The following is a 14342-nucleotide window of genomic DNA, read 5'->3' on the forward strand; positions in this document are numbered from 1 at the left end:
GTCATGGCCTGTAGCCGGCCGGAAGAAAGGTCAAAAGAATCTGCTACCACTGGTGAGGTATGACTGTGTGGGAGCCAGAAGGATTCAGCTGATATGAGCGTGCGCCGCAGTTCACCGATGAAACGTCATCCCGGCAGCCTGTAGAGCTCGATACGGTCTTCTTCGGCCAGAACGTTTACGCCTCGCAAATCCTCGCCAACGTGTACGACTTGCATCAGCTTGCCCAGCAGGCCGGTTGATGAAGCGTCATCGTATTTTCATGCGCAGCGGTTTTCATGGAGCGCGTCCCGCTACCGATGCGTATTTACGTTCAGGGCGTGATCCGGGCGGAGCGCAAGCGCTCCGTATCCACTTTTGCCAGTTCATCCAGTAGCGAGGCTTGCGAGCAGCCATGCAAGCACCGGCAGTCACTGCACTTTTCTGGTGTCCCGCAGAAGGATTAGACAATGACCGTCAAGGCTACGAGCAATGCAGGCGTCAACGCGGATGGAGATTCGAACTCCGTCAAAAACTGGGAGCAGGCTGCCGAGCAGGCCAAGCAAGCAGGCATACGTTGGGAGAAGCCCGAGGACGACAAGCGCTCCGCGAAGGAGATCATCGACGATAGCCCGCTGCTCAAGAATCTGGGTAACCAGAGCGGCGTGAAGGACATGCTCAAGGAGCGCGTCGGCGATTTCGAGAATGATCCTGACGCCGCCTTTCGGGCCGTTCAGGTGCTCGAACATATCGAGAAGATAGACGGCGGTGGCAATCGCATCGTCAGCGATAACATCGATAACGGCCGAGTGGATGGCTTCACCAAAGGCGGCGATGCCAAGCACGGCACCGAAGCCGGCCGGCTGCAGGACTTCGGTAAATATGGCTTCGGCCATCTCGAAGGCAAGCTCAACGACGTGAGCACCGCTGCCGATGACAAGGAAGCCCGTGAGCAGGCCGAGGCGCTTGGCATTCAGTGGGAGCGCCCGGAAGGCGACAAACGTTCGGCGCAGGAGATCATCGACGATAACCCGCTGCTCAAGAACCTGGGTAACCAGAGCGGCGTGAAGGACATGCTCAAGGAGCGTGTCGGTGATTTCGAGAACGATCCCGATGCCGCGTTCCGTGCGGCGCAGGTGCTCGAACACATCGAAACGCTCGACGCTTCGGGTGACAAGATTGCCGGCAAGGATGTCGGCAATGGCAGCGTCGATGGCTTTACCAAGGGCGGTGACGCCAAGAACGGCACCGAGGCGGGCCGCCTGCAGGACTTCGGCAAGTACGGTTTCTCGCACTTGCAGGGCGAGCTGCGTAATCCCAGTTCGGCTGCGGACAACAAGGAGGCCAGGGCGCAGGCCGAACAACTGGGCATCGTCTGGGAGCGGCCGAAGAACGACGAGCGCAGCGCACAGGAAATCATCGACGGCGATCCCCTGCTCAAGAACCTGGGCAACCAGAGCGGCATCAAGGACATGCTCAAGGAGCAGGTCGGTGATTTCGAAACCGACGCCGATGCCGCCTACCGCGCCTCCCAGGTGCTGGAGCACATCGAGACACACGATGCCGATGGCAAGGTGCTCACTGGCGGCGACATTGGTAACGGCAGTATCGACGGCGTCACCAAGAGCGGCGAGGCCAGGCATGGCACCGAGGCCGGGCGCCTGCAGGACTTCGGCAAGCATGGATTTTCCGCCCTCAAGGGGCCTGAGCCGACTGAGGACAGCAAGATGGATTTCGCCCGTAAAGCTGCCGGGCTGCCACCGGCAAGCGAACTCGATATCGCCAATCTCGAGACCACCACTGTCGATCCCAACGACAAGAACCGCAAGCTCACGGTCAGCGAGATGACCTGGCAGAACCTGATGAAGGACTGGAAGGCCGGGATCGACAACGGCAGTATCGCCAGGGATGACGACCGCGCCAAACTGTACAACGCCTTACGCGCCCAGGCCGCCACTGAAAATGGTCTGGACATGGTGACGCTGGACATCTCCATGGGCAAAAACACCGCCAAGGCCAATGGCGATGATTTGTCCTCGATCATCGATCGGGACAAGGTCGACGAGCAGGTTGCCCAGCTGTTCGGCTCCGAAAGTGTCCAGAAGGATTTCCAGGCTCAGCAAGACAAGGCCGTGGACGCGCTGCCAGACAAAGACGGCGTGCGCGAGAAACTCGAAGACACGGCATTTTCCGAAGAGTATTCGCGTTATATCGCTGACCTGAAGGAAAAGGGGCTGGGTGATCTGGCCGAAGCGGATATCGCCAAGACCTACGCCTCCATCGCGGCGTTCGATCCGGACAAGGCTGCACAGTTTTCGCAGCACATGATGATCGATGCCACCACCATGGATCTCGACAAGCTGATGGCGGATCCTTCGCTCATCAGCGATGACAACACCGCCCTGGCTACGCAGGACGCTATCAAGACGCTCCTCACCACGCTGAAGAAAGGCGGCGTCGACATGACCCGTCGTACCGTGGAAACGGAGCGTTTCGTTCAGGAGTTCCTGGGTAACAAGCAGACCGCCAAGGCCTTTGGCGAGGCGTTGAAGGAACTGGGCGCGACCTTCGCCAAGAATGGCACGGTGACCACTGCGGATATCGACAAGGTCATGGGCAAGGATATCTACAAAACCCTGGGCGAGGGCGCCCATGGCAGTATGCTCAAGACCATCACCGAACTGAACGCCAATGGTGCGCTGGGCTCCACGGGCGGTCTGATTTCCCTGGCGTCGGGCATCTACCAGCTTGCCGGCAAGGGCGGTACCTTGGCTGATACGCCGGAAGAGCGTCTGGCCATTGCCAAGGACTTCGTCAGCGTACTCGGCGCTGGCCAACATTTCGTCAACCTGGGCAGCAATATCTACGACAGCATCCGCGGCACCCAGGTCAATCAGATGCTCGGGCTGGACAAGTCGTTGCCACAGATCTTTGGCAAGGATGTACCGGAAGGAGCCGGGCGCAATATCAGCCTGGTCGAGGGGGAGGTGAAGAAGCTTTTCGAAGACTTCAACGCCGCCATCGATGCCGCCCCCATCGACAACAAGGAGAAGCTCGCGGAAAAGCTGAACATGTCCGACGAGCAGCTCAAGACGCTCAACGATGGTTTCCGCGATGGCTTCGCCAAGAATCCCGGACTCAATGGCAGCACACCGACCACCCGGGGTATTTCTGCATTCCTGCGGATCATGGATGCCGGCGCCAACACCTTCACCGGCATTGCCGATCTGGTGCTGGGCGGCTTGAAGATCAAGTCGGGAGTGAGCAGCAACGATCAGGTCGCTGTAGCGCAAGGTGCGATCACCGTCGCCGCCGGAGCATTCAATTTCGCGGGCGGTGGTGCACAGATGGCCGCCCTGATGGGTTCGAATGCCGCCAGGGCCATCGCCGGTCCGTTGTTATGGGTAGGTGCTGCATTGACCGTGGCGCTGACGCCGTTCCTGATCGTCGAGGACATCAAGCACAACAACCGTATGGACGCTCATCGTGCCGATCTCGACCAGTTGTTCAAGGATCTGGACGAGCAGGGCCTGCTGACCGAAAACGGCCTGCTTCGCTACGAGTTCCTGGATGACTACATGTACAACTACGCCCAGCGGGACGCGCCGGATGACCAGAGCATCTTCGAGTACCGCGAAGAGGAGTACGAGTTCTACCGTGAGGAAGGCCGCCTACCTGAAAACGGTTGGGATCACCTGGTGCACGACGACTACAAGGGGGATGGTGCCAACCTCGATACACAGATGGCGTAGGTCATGTAACCGCCTCTGATCACCACGTGCTCGGCCGCCTGGGAGCAATTCCACCGGTCGAGCTTCCTGCGAGAGAACCTGGATCGACGATGCGATTGCCCACCTTATGGTCGCTTGAAAAGGGATGAATCCACTTCTGGCTGAAAACAGACGCTAGTCATCATCAGGATCCGGCGTAAGCCTCTCCAGTTGCGGGCACGCCCATTCCACGAATGCTCTGACGCGCGGCGAGAGCTGCAAGGAGTGCGGATAGACCAGTTGAATTGGTAAATCCGCCGGTTCGAAATCCCTGAGGACTCTGACCAGGCGGCCGTCAGCCAGCTCGTCCGCCACCTGGTAATGCATCAGCCGGGTAATGCCTACGCCTTGTACGCTGGCCTGGCTGGCGGCACGAATCTGATTGCATACCAGCCTCGGCGTAATGTTTTCGACCAGCTCTTTGCCTTTGTGGCGGTAGTACCAGTGCCTGCCTTGCGAGGCCAATGTGATGCAGGCGTGCTCGCGCAGCGATTCCGGCGTATCGATGGCAGGGGCGGTGTGCAGGTAGTCCGGGCTTGCGCAGGTGACCAGTCGCGTGGTGCCGATCCTGCGCGCAATCATGGCCGAGTCGGGCAGGTGGCCGATGCGCAGCGCCAGGTCGAGGCGGTCATCGAGCAGGGGAACGATATGGTCGTTCAGGCTCAGCTCGACCGCTATTTCTCCGTGATCCTTGAGAAAGGCGTTTACCAGCGGTGCCACGTAGCGCTGCCCGAATTCCATGGGTGCGGTCACCCGAAGCAGGCCGCGAGCGACGCCATCACGCGCTTCCAGCCGCTGTTCCATGTCATCGAATTCGGCGAGCGTGCGGCGGCTCCAGGCCAGGTATTGCTCGCCTTCGTCGGTGAGGGCCATGCGCCGCGTGCTGCGGTTCAGCAAACGAACTCCCAGGTAGCGCTCCAGCGCAGCCAGCGAGCGTACCAGCGACGCGACGGACTGGCCCGTCGAATCGGCCGCTCCACTCAGGCTGCCGCTGTCGACGATCCGCACGAAATTGGCCATTGCCTTGAGCCTGTCCATTGTCACCCTTCGATTTGTGCGATTACCGCATAGGTCTTGTCAGGTTCACACCATAGGTGGAACACGGGCTTGGGCGGAAACTGCAGGGACTGATCTCACCCGGAGTTTCAATCATGAACCAGCGATCTAGCCCCGCCCGAATCATGGCATACGACCATATCGGAATTCGCGTCAGCGACAAGAACCGTGCGCTGTCTTTCTACCAGATGCTCGGCTTCGTGGAGAGTGCGAGCTTTCCGCAATTCGAGGCCAACGAGATGCTCACCGCGGATGGTGTGCGTATCAACCTGATCTTCAACGGCGTGCGCGTGCCCAAGGCCCACAACGCGTTGCTGGATGCGCCGATAAAGCTGCCCGGAATGACTCACCCGGCCTTCATTGTCGATGATCTCCAGGCCCTCCAGCTCTGGCTGGAGGCGCAGGGGATCGTCATCACCGAGGGACCGCATCACATCGGCCCTCGGCGTATCGCGCTGTTCATCCGTGACCCGGATGGCAACGTCCTTGAATTCAATCAGCTGGTCGATGGAGATGCACAATGAAACTGTACGATCTGGACGGCTCTGGCAACTGTTACAAGGTCAGGCTTTTCGCCGCTCTGGCCAATATCGAGCTGGAAATAGAGGCAGTGGATTTTCTCAGCGGTGCGCACAAGAAGCCGCCGCTCGCCGACCTGAATCCGTTGGGTCAAGTGCCGATTCTGCAGGATGGGTCGCGGGTCTTCCGCGATTCGCAGGCCATTCTGGTTTACCTCGCGGGCACATACGGTGGCCTGGCGTGGTGGCCGGCTCATCCCCAAGGCCAGGCGGATATCGTTCAGTGGCTGTCTTTCGCCGCCAACGAGGTTCAGCACAGCCTGTGCACCGCACGGCTGGTGCAGAAGTTCGGCTATGACCTGGATCAGCCCGCTGCTCTGGCGAAGTCGCCAGGGGTTCTCTCGCTGCTCGACAAGCATCTGGAGCACCATGACTGGCTGGCGATCGGGCGGCCTTCGATTGCCGATTGCGCGGTCTATCCTTACGTGGCGCTGGCCCCGGAAGGCGGTGTGGATCTCGCCCCGTACCGCCACGTCGCACGCTGGATCGCACGACTGGAGGCCTTGCCGGGGTACTTGCCCAAGCCGCGATAGTGGGAGGGACAAGGGTGGCGCGCAGGTTACGCCTTGCCCTGCATCATCGGCGGCGGAAGATCATGCCGCCATGGTGGAGTGTGTTCTGGTCGACGAATTCGCCATCGGCGGTGAAGCCCGTGTCGTCCCAATAATCGATGTGGGTGCCTTCCACTTCATAACGGCCTTGATAGGCGCTTTCCTGATTCCCCCTGGCTTCGTCATAGCGGCCATTGGGCAGCAGTTCATGGCGGATATGTCCATCATCTGTTACCCACATTCCGACATATGAGTGTTTGGGCATTGTTTTCTCCACGCTCCGCTGTCTGTGTTCGTCGCCCGTGGCGGTCGGGGTTGAGCCGAGCACCGGTGCTGGTGGGAACAGGTAAAGCGAGCCGAGCAACAGGCCGCTCATGATCGCTGGTCGATAAGTCATATCGCTCTCCGGTTACTGGCTGCGCCAGCGTCTGTAACGGCCGCCACGGGCAGTTCGCTCACTCGGCCGCAGGTGCAGGAATGCGTTGCAGCACGTCATCGTAGGGCACCAGATCGAGGAACGCGGTGACCTCCACCGCCTTGCCGTTCTGCATGTGGAAGATCCACGCATAGCTGTTCTCGTAGGCTTGGCCGTCGCGCGCAACCCCGGCGCCATCCCAGTTGATGATCACATGGTCTCCATCTGCCCAGACCTGTTTGCTGACCGGTTTGATTGAGGTGGATAGACGCGACACGAAGGGGCGAACGGCCTGCTCGACGAAATGCTCACGGCCTTGAAAGACGCCAGCACTGGGGCCGGATCCTTTTATCGTCCACGTCACGTCGGGCGTCAGCACGTCGCTGAAGAACGTCGTTCCGCCGGCAGCCCAGCGATCGAACGCCTCGGTGACGATTTGCTTGTTGCGTGTTTCGACATCACGTTCTACGGCCGCACTGGCGACGCTCGAACATAGAACCAGGCTGATCAGCAGCGTGGATGCCAGAGTGGCTGAGCGGATACTACGCGGGGGCGGTGGGTGCATGGTGGGGCTCCTTGGTCTCGTCGTCGTTTCTAGGGGCGTGGCCGGGATGAGCCAATCGGTTTCATTCCGGGTGAAATGAGTCTGCCTCCATGGCGGTGCCTGCCCGTAGCCGCATCGTCCTGCTTCCTTGTACGATCGTCCGAGCGGATAGGGGAGCGCTACACACTGATCTTGCAAGGAGGAGGCATGAGCCCTGTTGAAACGCTGATCGATATCATCAGCCGCCATATGCCGTCCGACGGCATGCATCGGACACCGATTCCGGGTGTGAGCCTGGCTCGTTCGAGCATGCCGACGGTGCCAATGCCCGTGGTCTATGAACCGACTCTGTGCCTCATCGTGCAGGGGCGCAAACGCGTGATGCTGGGTACCACGGCCTATGTGTACGACGCGGCCAACTACCTGGTCGCATCCGTGCACCTACCGGTGTTCGGCGCGGTCATCGAGGCCAGTGAGGTGGCTCCCTATCTGTGCCTGGTGCTCAATCTGGATATGGCCACGTTGAGCGATCTGGCGCTGCGCTATCCCTCTGCGGACGCCAGCGATGCTGCGCCCGCCGCGGGCATTGTGCTCAACGATACGAGCCCCGAACTGCTGGATGCGGCGGCTCGGCTTGCCAGTTTGCTGGACAAACCCGGTGATATCGAAGCGTTGGCTCCGCTGGTGACGCGCGAGATGCTGTACCGACTTCTGACCGGGAGCGGCAACGGCGTCATACGGCAAATGGCGCAGGCCGACAGTCGTCTGAATCAGATCGCCAAGGCCATCGTCTGGTTACGCAGCCATTACAGCGAACCCTGCCGAATCGAGGAAATTGCCGATATCGCTGGCATGAGCCGCTCCACCTTCCATGCACATTTCAAGGCCGTTACCTCGCTGAGCCCGCTGGAATTCCGTAGCCAGCTGCGGCTGCAGGAAGCACGCCGGCTGATGGTCGCCGAAGCGGTCGATGCTGCTGGTGCCGGATACCGGGTAGGCTATGAAAGCCCCTCGCAGTTCAGCCGGCATTACGCCCGCATGTTCGGCCTGCCACCGGCCAAGGACGCCGGACGGCTGCGCAGGGCTGCGGAAATGTCTGCGGGATGATTGGGCTCGGAGTCGAGCCGCTTACGCTTTATTCCTGGCCTCCAAGAATAGGTGCAGTTCTAAGGACGGATCATCCACTCACCGAGATCGCACAGCACTTTGACGAGGTGTCGCGTTAACGCTGCATTGGCGGTGGCTATTACCCTACGACAAGAGCGTCGGGGGCATTTTTCAAGATGTTTCGCGCTGAAATGGAGGTGAACTAACGCTCCGGCAGCATGATCCTTTTCTATGCGCAGTCAGCGCGAGCCTGATGGGCCGATGCCCCCGCACAGAGCCTCCAGGATCGCTGAACGATAAGGAGCCGCCCGTGAACGTCACTGCCCACCCCGTCTACCGAAGCACACCAAGCCCGCTGCACGCGATCTTGCTTGCCGGAACCGTCCCCCTGTTTCTCGGCGCTTTGCTGAGTGACATCGCCTACTACAAGACCTTCCAGATTCAGTGGAGCAACTTCGCCGCCTGGCTTATTGCCGGTGGGCTGTTGTTCTGCGGGCTGGCACTGTTGTTCGCGCTGGCCAATCTGATCCGCGCTGACCGCAAGGCCGGGCGACCGGTCATGTATTTCCTGTTGCTGCTGATCACCTGGGTGCTCGGGCTGGTCAATGCCTTTGAACATGCGAAAGACGCATGGGCCGTCATGCCGGCGAGTCTGGTGCTGTCGGTCATCGTGACCCTGCTGATCAGCGTTACCGCGTGGATCGGTCTCAGCGGCCTGCGTTCGGGAGGTGTCGAATGAGAAATGTAAGCGCACTGACTGCCCTGAGCATGGCGCTGTTCCTGAGCGCATGTGGCGGCGAAGCGGAGACCACCATGGATCGCGGCCCGGATCCCAAGTTGCCGGAGCCACAACGCGGTCTGTTGCCGAGCATGAAGATTGCCGAACCGGAGGAGTGGGGCGATCAGAAGCCCACGGTGCCTGAGGGATTCAGCGTCACGGCGATCGCGACCGATCTGAAGATTCCTCGTCAGACCCTCGTCCTGCCCAATGGCGATATCCTCGTCGCGGAAGGCCGCGGGGGTAACGCCGCGAAGCTCAAACCGAAGGACGTGATCGCCGGCTACATCAAGGCCCAGGGCAATACCAAGGTCAAGGGTGGCAATCGCCTGACGCTGCTGCGTGACGCCGATGGCGATGGCACCTACGAGGTGCAGACGGTGTTCGCTGAAAACCTCAACGCGCCGTATGGTCTGGCCTTCGCCGATGGCAAGTTGTACGTGGCCAACCAGGATGCGCTGGTCAGCTTCGATTATGAAGAAGGCCAGACCGAAGCGGGTGGCCCGCCGACCAAGGTCACCGATCTGCCGTCCGAGATCAACCACCACTGGACCAAGGCGCTGACCGTCAGCCCGGACGGGCGCTATCTCTACGTGGGTATTGGCTCCAACAGCAATATCGGCGAGCGCGGCATGGAGGTCGAAGCTGATCGAGCGCTGGTCTGGCAGGTCGATGCCGAGACCGGAGCCCACAGGCCTTACGCGACCGGTTTGCGTAACCCGACGGCGCTGACGATTCAGCCCGAGTCCGGGCAATTGTGGGCCGTGGTCAACGAGCGCGATGAACTGGGGCCTGACCTGGTTCCGGATTACCTGACCTCGGTGCGTGAAGGCGAGTTCTACGGCTGGCCCTACAGCTACTGGGGCCAGAACGCCGATACGCGGGTGAAGCCGGACAACCCGGACAAGGTAGCCGCAGCGATCAAGCCGGATTACAGCCTGGGCTCCCACGTCGCCGCACTGGGTGTCGACTTTTCCATACCCGAGATGGGCGAGCAGTTCGCCAACGGCGTTTTCGTCGGCGAGCATGGCAGCTGGAACCGCGACAATCCGGTGGGCTACAAGGTGATCTTCGTGCCGTTCGATGACGGACGTCCTGCCGGTGAGCCGATCGACTTCGCCACGGGCTTCCGGGATGACGACGGGAAAACCCGTGGCCGGCCGGTTGGCGTCACCGTCGATCCAAGCGGCGCCCTGATCATCGCGGACGATCTTGCCAATACGGTGTGGAGGGTGACGCGTAATCAGTAAGTCGTGAGCCCCAGGGCGGGCAAGCCGCCCTGGGGGCTGGATTGGAGAGGCGGCTGCCGTCCACCGCGAAATCGCTTCGTGGTGGACGGTCGCTTGTGCGTTGCCAGCCCGTGCTGAAGCATGGGGCGGTCGGTAATGACATGGCTGCGTTCAGACCGCTGCAGGTATGCAAAGACTTCCAGCCCAAAGCGATTTACTGTTGTTGCGTCAGATAGCGCAGCGGCGGGGAGGTCGAGTCATGGGCACGCATACGAACGGGCGGGACTGGGTGCTACGCAGTCACGCGCCAGGTCGGGTGGAGCGCATAGAGGCCTATTTCAGCGGCCACGGCTACGACCCGCATCGCCACGACTCCTACGCCATTGGCCGCACGCTTTCCGGCGTGCAGAGTTTTCGTTACCGCCGCGCGATGCGCCACAGCCTTCCCGGCGGCACGCTGGTGCTGCATCCGGATGAGCTGCATGACGGCATGGCGGGTACCGAGGACGGCTTCCGCTATCGCATGCTCTATATCGATCCATTGCTGATCCAGCAGGTGCTGGGCGGCAAACCGCTGCCCTTTGTCGCGGGTGGGCTCAGCGACGACCTGCGCCTGCGCTGGGCAACCGAGTCGTTCATGCAGGCGATGGATCATCCTCTCGAGCCCCTGGAAGAAGACGATGCGATCTACGACCTCGCTCGTGCGCTGGAAGCGGTCGCCGGGAAAAACCGGGGGCGTCGCGCCTTCGACTATCCCGCTGCGCAGCGGGCGAGGGAGTACATCCATGGCCGCAACGGCGCCAGCATTACCCTGGATGAACTGGAGCATGTCAGCGGGCGGGATCGCTGGAGCCTGTCCCGGGATTTCCGTGCGTTGTTCGGCACCAGCCCCTATCGCTATGTGACGATGCGCCGGCTGGATCGCTGTCGAGAGTTGCTGTTGGCGGGTATCGGCCTGGCCGATGCGGCGCTGATCGCCGGTTTTTTCGACCAGAGCCACATGACGCGTCATTTCGTCAAAAGCTTCGGCCTGTCCCCGGCCCGTTGGCTGAGCATGGTGAAGCCGCGTTAACAGACCCCGGCTTGCAGGATCGTACAAGAAGGCTCCCCGGTGCCTCGATAGATTGGTGAAAAACCAAACGAGGAGCCTCCCATGTTCAAGCAAACCCAAGCATCGCAACAGCCAGTCAACCTTGAGCAGAAGTTGGGCCTGATCACCGAGCAGTGGTCACCCCGGGTAGTCGCTGAAATGAATGACTACCAGTTCAAGGTGGTACGCCTGCAGGGCGATTTCATCTGGCACTCGCATGTCGAGACGGATGAAGCCTTTCTCGTCCTCGACGGCCAATTGCGCCTCGATTTCCGTGACGGGCAGGTAACGCTCGGCAGTGGCGAGCTGTACGTGGTGCCCAAGGGCGTCGAGCACAAGCCTTACGCCGAGAAGGAGGTGAAGCTGCTGCTCATCGAACCGCGAGGCGTCTTGAATACGGGCCATGAGGGGGGTGAGCGTACGGCGCAGAATGATCGCTGGATTTAGGGTCTGTTGACCCTGGGGTGCACACCTGAAGCGGCTGGCGCTCATGGCGAACGCCAGCCCATCGCTGCTGCAGATTGCTGCCTCAGGTTCCGCTTTTCACCTTGGTCCAGATCCGTGTGCGGATTCGGTCGATGTTCAGTGGCATGGCTTCCAGCGCATAGAGTTTCTCCATGACGTCATCAGGCGGGTAAACAGTGGCGTCGGCCTTGAGTGCCGGGTCGACCAGGGCGTCGGCTTTGCTGTTGCCGTTGGCGTAGTGCACGTAGTCGCTGATGCCGGCGATCACCTCGGGTTCGAGCAGGTGGTTCATGAAGGCGTAGGCGGCTTTTTCGTTGGGCGCATCCTTGGGGATGGCGATCATGTCGAACCACATCGGCGCGCCTTCCTTGGGAATCACGTAGGCGACGTTGACGCCGTTGCCGGCCTCCTTGGCGCGGGCGCTGGCCTGCATGATGTCGCCGGAGAAACCGACTGCCATGCAGATGTCGCCATTGGCCAGCTCACTCACGTATTTGGAGGAGTGGAAGTAGGCGACGTTGCGGCGCATCTCCATCAGCAACGCTTCGGCTTTCTTGTAATCCTCGGGCTCCTGGCTATGGTGCGGCAGGCTCAGGTAGTGCAGGGCGATGGGCAGCATTTCCGGGCCATTGTCGAGAATCGCCACGCCGCACTTGCCCAGCTTGGCCATCAGTTCGGGCTTGAAGATCAGATCCCAGGAGTCCAGTGGCACGTCGTCGCCGAGTACGGCTTTGACTTTCTCCACGTTGTAGCCGATGCCGGTGCTGCCCCACAGGTAGGGGAAGCCGTGCTGGTTGCCGGGGTCATTGCCTTCCAGCGCCTTGAGCAGCGTCGGGTTGAGGTTCTGCCAGTTGGGCAGTTGGCTCTTGTCCAGTTGCTTGAGCGCGCCGCCCTGGATCTGCCGGGCCATGAAATGGTTGGAGGGGAAGACCACGTCGTAGCCGGAGCGGCCAGCCATAAGTTTGGCGTCGAGGGTTTCGTTGCTGTCGTAGACGTCGTAATGGGGTGCGACGCCGCTGGCTTGCTGGAAGTTCTTCAGGGTGTCGGGGGCGATGTAGTCCGTCCAGTTGTAGATGCGCACGTCCTGCGCCGCCTGGCTGACCGAGGCGACGAGCATCAGCGGGATAAGCGATTTCAGCATGGGAGACCTCAACTGTTGTTGTCGATGTTTGTGGAGGCAGCAGTCAGAAAATCAGTACATAGGTTTTGTGCAGCGTTTCTTGTATGTCCCACGCCTAGGGGTTGTTCCCGTTTCAGCGCGCCCGCGGTCGTTCGTGCATGCATTCACAGATGCGGGTTTTCACGCCGCTTCCGTATTCTGCGTAAGTGACCGAGGCGATGTTCATGGCTCGAGCCAGCCTGGTGAAAGGGAAGAGTCATTTCATGAAACCTTCCATCAGTCCGGCCACGCGCTGCGCCATGTAGCGCTGCCACGGGCGACTGGACGGGTCGGCCAGCAGTCTGTCTTCGCGCACGAAGCTGCGGATGATGGCGTTGTAACCCAGCCAGCGGCAGGGCTCCGGCTCCCAGCGCGGCAGATCCTGCACACGGGTGTCGTGACGCACCCAGGGCTGGCGGGTGAGCAGGCTGTCGTTGTCGAGAATCAGGTCGGCCAGGGTGCGCCCGCCAAGATTGCTGGCGCCTACGCCTTCGCCCCCGTAACCGCCGGAAAGGGCGATGCCGTTGCTGCGGTCGCAGAGCATGTGCGGATGAAAGCGCCGCGCCATGCCCAGGTTGCCGCCCCAGGCGTGGGTGATGCGCACGGTACGCAGTTGCGGAAACAGTTCGCTGAACAGGTAGCGGCGCAGGCCGCGCTCTTCGTCGTTGAGGTTGAAGTCGCTGCGCAGGCGGCTGCCGAAGCGATAGCCGCCGCGGGCGCCGAAGATCAGGCGGTCGTCGAGGCTGCGCTGGCCGTAGGTGACCTGGCGGCTGGTCTCGCTGAAGGCCTGGCCGCGCTCCAGGCCGATCTCTGCCCAGGTCGAGGCCGGTAGCGGTTCGGTGGCGACGATCAGGCTTTGTACCGGTATCTGGTGGCGGCCGAGTGGTGGCAGGTTGGTTGCATAGCCTTCCACGGCAGGCACGATCCAGTCTGCGCGCACTTCGCCCGCTTCGCAGCGCACGCTGCCGGCCTGCCAGCTCAGGGCTGGGGTGCCTTCGTAGATGCTCACGCCCAGCGCTTCTACACAACGGGCTAGGCCGCGCACCAGCCGGGCCGGCTGAATGGTCGCGCAGTGTGGTGTATGGAGCGCGCCATAGGCGCCGGGGATACGCAGTTGCTGGGCGAGTTCCTCAGCGGGCAGCCAACGGTAGTCGTCGTCGCCCAGGCCTTCTTCACGATAGCCACGCAGGTATTCGCGCAGGCGCAGCTCCTGCTCCGGGTAGCGGGCCGCGCAGTACAGCACACCGCCTTTGCGGTAGTCGCAGTCGATTCCTTCGCGTTGCAGCACCTGGCCGACTTCATCGGGAATGCCGTGCAACAGGTCGTAGGATTCACGTCGGCTTTGCGGGGAGAGGCCGGCGAGCAGCCGATCTTCGCCGAGCAGGTTGCCCATCAGCCAGCCGCCGTTGCGACCGGAAGCACCGAAGCCGGCGATCTTCGCCTCGAGAATGACGATGCGCAGGTTGGGTGCCTGGCGCTTGAGGTAATAGGCCGTCCACAGGCCGGTGTAACCCGCACCGATGATGGCCACATCGGCCTGGATATCGCCGGGCAGCGACGGGCGCGGCGTCAGCGGTTCATCCAGTTGATCCATCCACAGGCTGATGTTGCGCCAGTCGTTCAT

13 protein-coding genes are annotated in these 14342 nt (G+C 61.3%); 8 read left to right on the forward strand and 5 right to left on the reverse strand.

Annotated features, from left to right (window positions below; genetic code table 11):
* Positions 1 to 446: 446 nt before the first annotated feature.
* Complete coding sequence (locus tag DNK06_RS25375) at positions 447 to 3728, forward strand: hypothetical protein (protein WP_242674755.1); 3282 nt, start codon at positions 447 to 449, stop codon at positions 3726 to 3728.
* 153 nt (positions 3729 to 3881) lie between these two features.
* Here the strand turns inward: DNK06_RS25375 and DNK06_RS21645 are convergent, their stop codons facing one another.
* Positions 3882 to 4784, reverse strand: a complete 903-nt coding sequence (locus DNK06_RS21645) for a LysR family transcriptional regulator (RefSeq protein WP_131182063.1) — start codon at positions 4782 to 4784, stop codon at positions 3882 to 3884.
* 113 nt (positions 4785 to 4897) lie between these two features.
* Here DNK06_RS21645 and DNK06_RS21650 point away from each other — a divergent pair, with 113 nt between their 5' ends.
* Both DNK06_RS21650 and DNK06_RS21655 read left to right on the forward strand, forming a co-directional pair.
* Complete coding sequence (locus DNK06_RS21650; RefSeq protein ID WP_131182064.1) at positions 4898 to 5326, forward strand: VOC family protein; 429 nt, start codon at positions 4898 to 4900, stop codon at positions 5324 to 5326.
* The gene (locus tag DNK06_RS21655) at positions 5323 to 5913 is read left to right on the forward strand and encodes a glutathione S-transferase family protein (protein WP_131182065.1); all 591 of its coding nucleotides are present in this window, start codon (positions 5323 to 5325) and stop codon (positions 5911 to 5913) included. The genes DNK06_RS21650 and DNK06_RS21655 overlap by 4 nt, the downstream gene beginning before the upstream one ends.
* Before the next feature lie 43 nt (positions 5914 to 5956).
* On the opposite strand, the gene DNK06_RS21660 is transcribed toward DNK06_RS21655, so the two are convergent.
* Complete coding sequence (locus tag DNK06_RS21660; RefSeq protein WP_131182104.1) at positions 5957 to 6196, reverse strand: Atu4866 domain-containing protein; 240 nt, start codon at positions 6194 to 6196, stop codon at positions 5957 to 5959.
* A 190-nt stretch (positions 6197 to 6386) separates the two neighbouring features.
* Positions 6387 to 6911: a nuclear transport factor 2 family protein gene (locus DNK06_RS21665; RefSeq protein WP_131182066.1), complete on the reverse strand. Its 525-nt coding sequence runs from the start codon at positions 6909 to 6911 to the stop codon at positions 6387 to 6389.
* Between the two features lie 186 nt (positions 6912 to 7097).
* Here DNK06_RS21665 and DNK06_RS21670 point away from each other — a divergent pair, with 186 nt between their 5' ends.
* The 5 genes from DNK06_RS21670 to DNK06_RS21690 all read left to right on the forward strand — a co-directional run bounded on the left by DNK06_RS21670 (position 7098) and on the right by DNK06_RS21690 (position 11541).
* Complete coding sequence (locus DNK06_RS21670) at positions 7098 to 7997, forward strand: AraC family transcriptional regulator (RefSeq protein ID WP_131182067.1); 900 nt, start codon at positions 7098 to 7100, stop codon at positions 7995 to 7997.
* A 310-nt stretch (positions 7998 to 8307) separates the two neighbouring features.
* On the forward strand, positions 8308 to 8736 hold the full coding sequence (locus tag DNK06_RS21675) for a DUF2231 domain-containing protein (RefSeq protein WP_131182068.1): 429 nt from the start codon (positions 8308 to 8310) through the stop codon (positions 8734 to 8736).
* Positions 8733 to 10025 carry a PQQ-dependent sugar dehydrogenase gene (locus DNK06_RS21680; protein ID WP_131182069.1) on the forward strand — a complete coding sequence of 431 codons (1293 nt, stop codon included), beginning with the start codon at positions 8733 to 8735 and terminating at the stop codon, positions 10023 to 10025. Before DNK06_RS21675 ends, DNK06_RS21680 begins: the two co-directional genes overlap by 4 nt.
* Positions 10026 to 10263: 238 nt before the next feature.
* On the forward strand, positions 10264 to 11076 hold the full coding sequence (locus DNK06_RS21685) for an AraC family transcriptional regulator (RefSeq protein WP_131182070.1): 813 nt from the start codon (positions 10264 to 10266) through the stop codon (positions 11074 to 11076).
* Positions 11077 to 11157: 81 nt separating this feature from the next.
* Positions 11158 to 11541 carry a cupin domain-containing protein gene (locus tag DNK06_RS21690; RefSeq protein WP_131182071.1) on the forward strand — a complete coding sequence of 128 codons (384 nt, stop codon included), beginning with the start codon at positions 11158 to 11160 and terminating at the stop codon, positions 11539 to 11541.
* An 82-nt stretch (positions 11542 to 11623) separates the two neighbouring features.
* On the opposite strand, the gene DNK06_RS21695 is transcribed toward DNK06_RS21690, so the two are convergent.
* Positions 11624 to 12700 (reverse strand): polyamine ABC transporter substrate-binding protein, encoded by a 1077-nt coding sequence (locus DNK06_RS21695; protein WP_131182072.1) that lies wholly within the window; start codon positions 12698 to 12700, stop codon positions 11624 to 11626.
* A gap of 235 nt (positions 12701 to 12935) precedes the next feature.
* The gene (locus tag DNK06_RS21700; RefSeq protein ID WP_131182073.1) at positions 12936 to 14342 is read right to left on the reverse strand and encodes an NAD(P)/FAD-dependent oxidoreductase; all 1407 of its coding nucleotides are present in this window, start codon (positions 14340 to 14342) and stop codon (positions 12936 to 12938) included.

This window comes from Phytopseudomonas daroniae (assembly GCF_004327285.1).
GTDB classification, from domain to species: domain Bacteria; phylum Pseudomonadota; class Gammaproteobacteria; order Pseudomonadales; family Pseudomonadaceae; genus Aquipseudomonas; species Aquipseudomonas daroniae.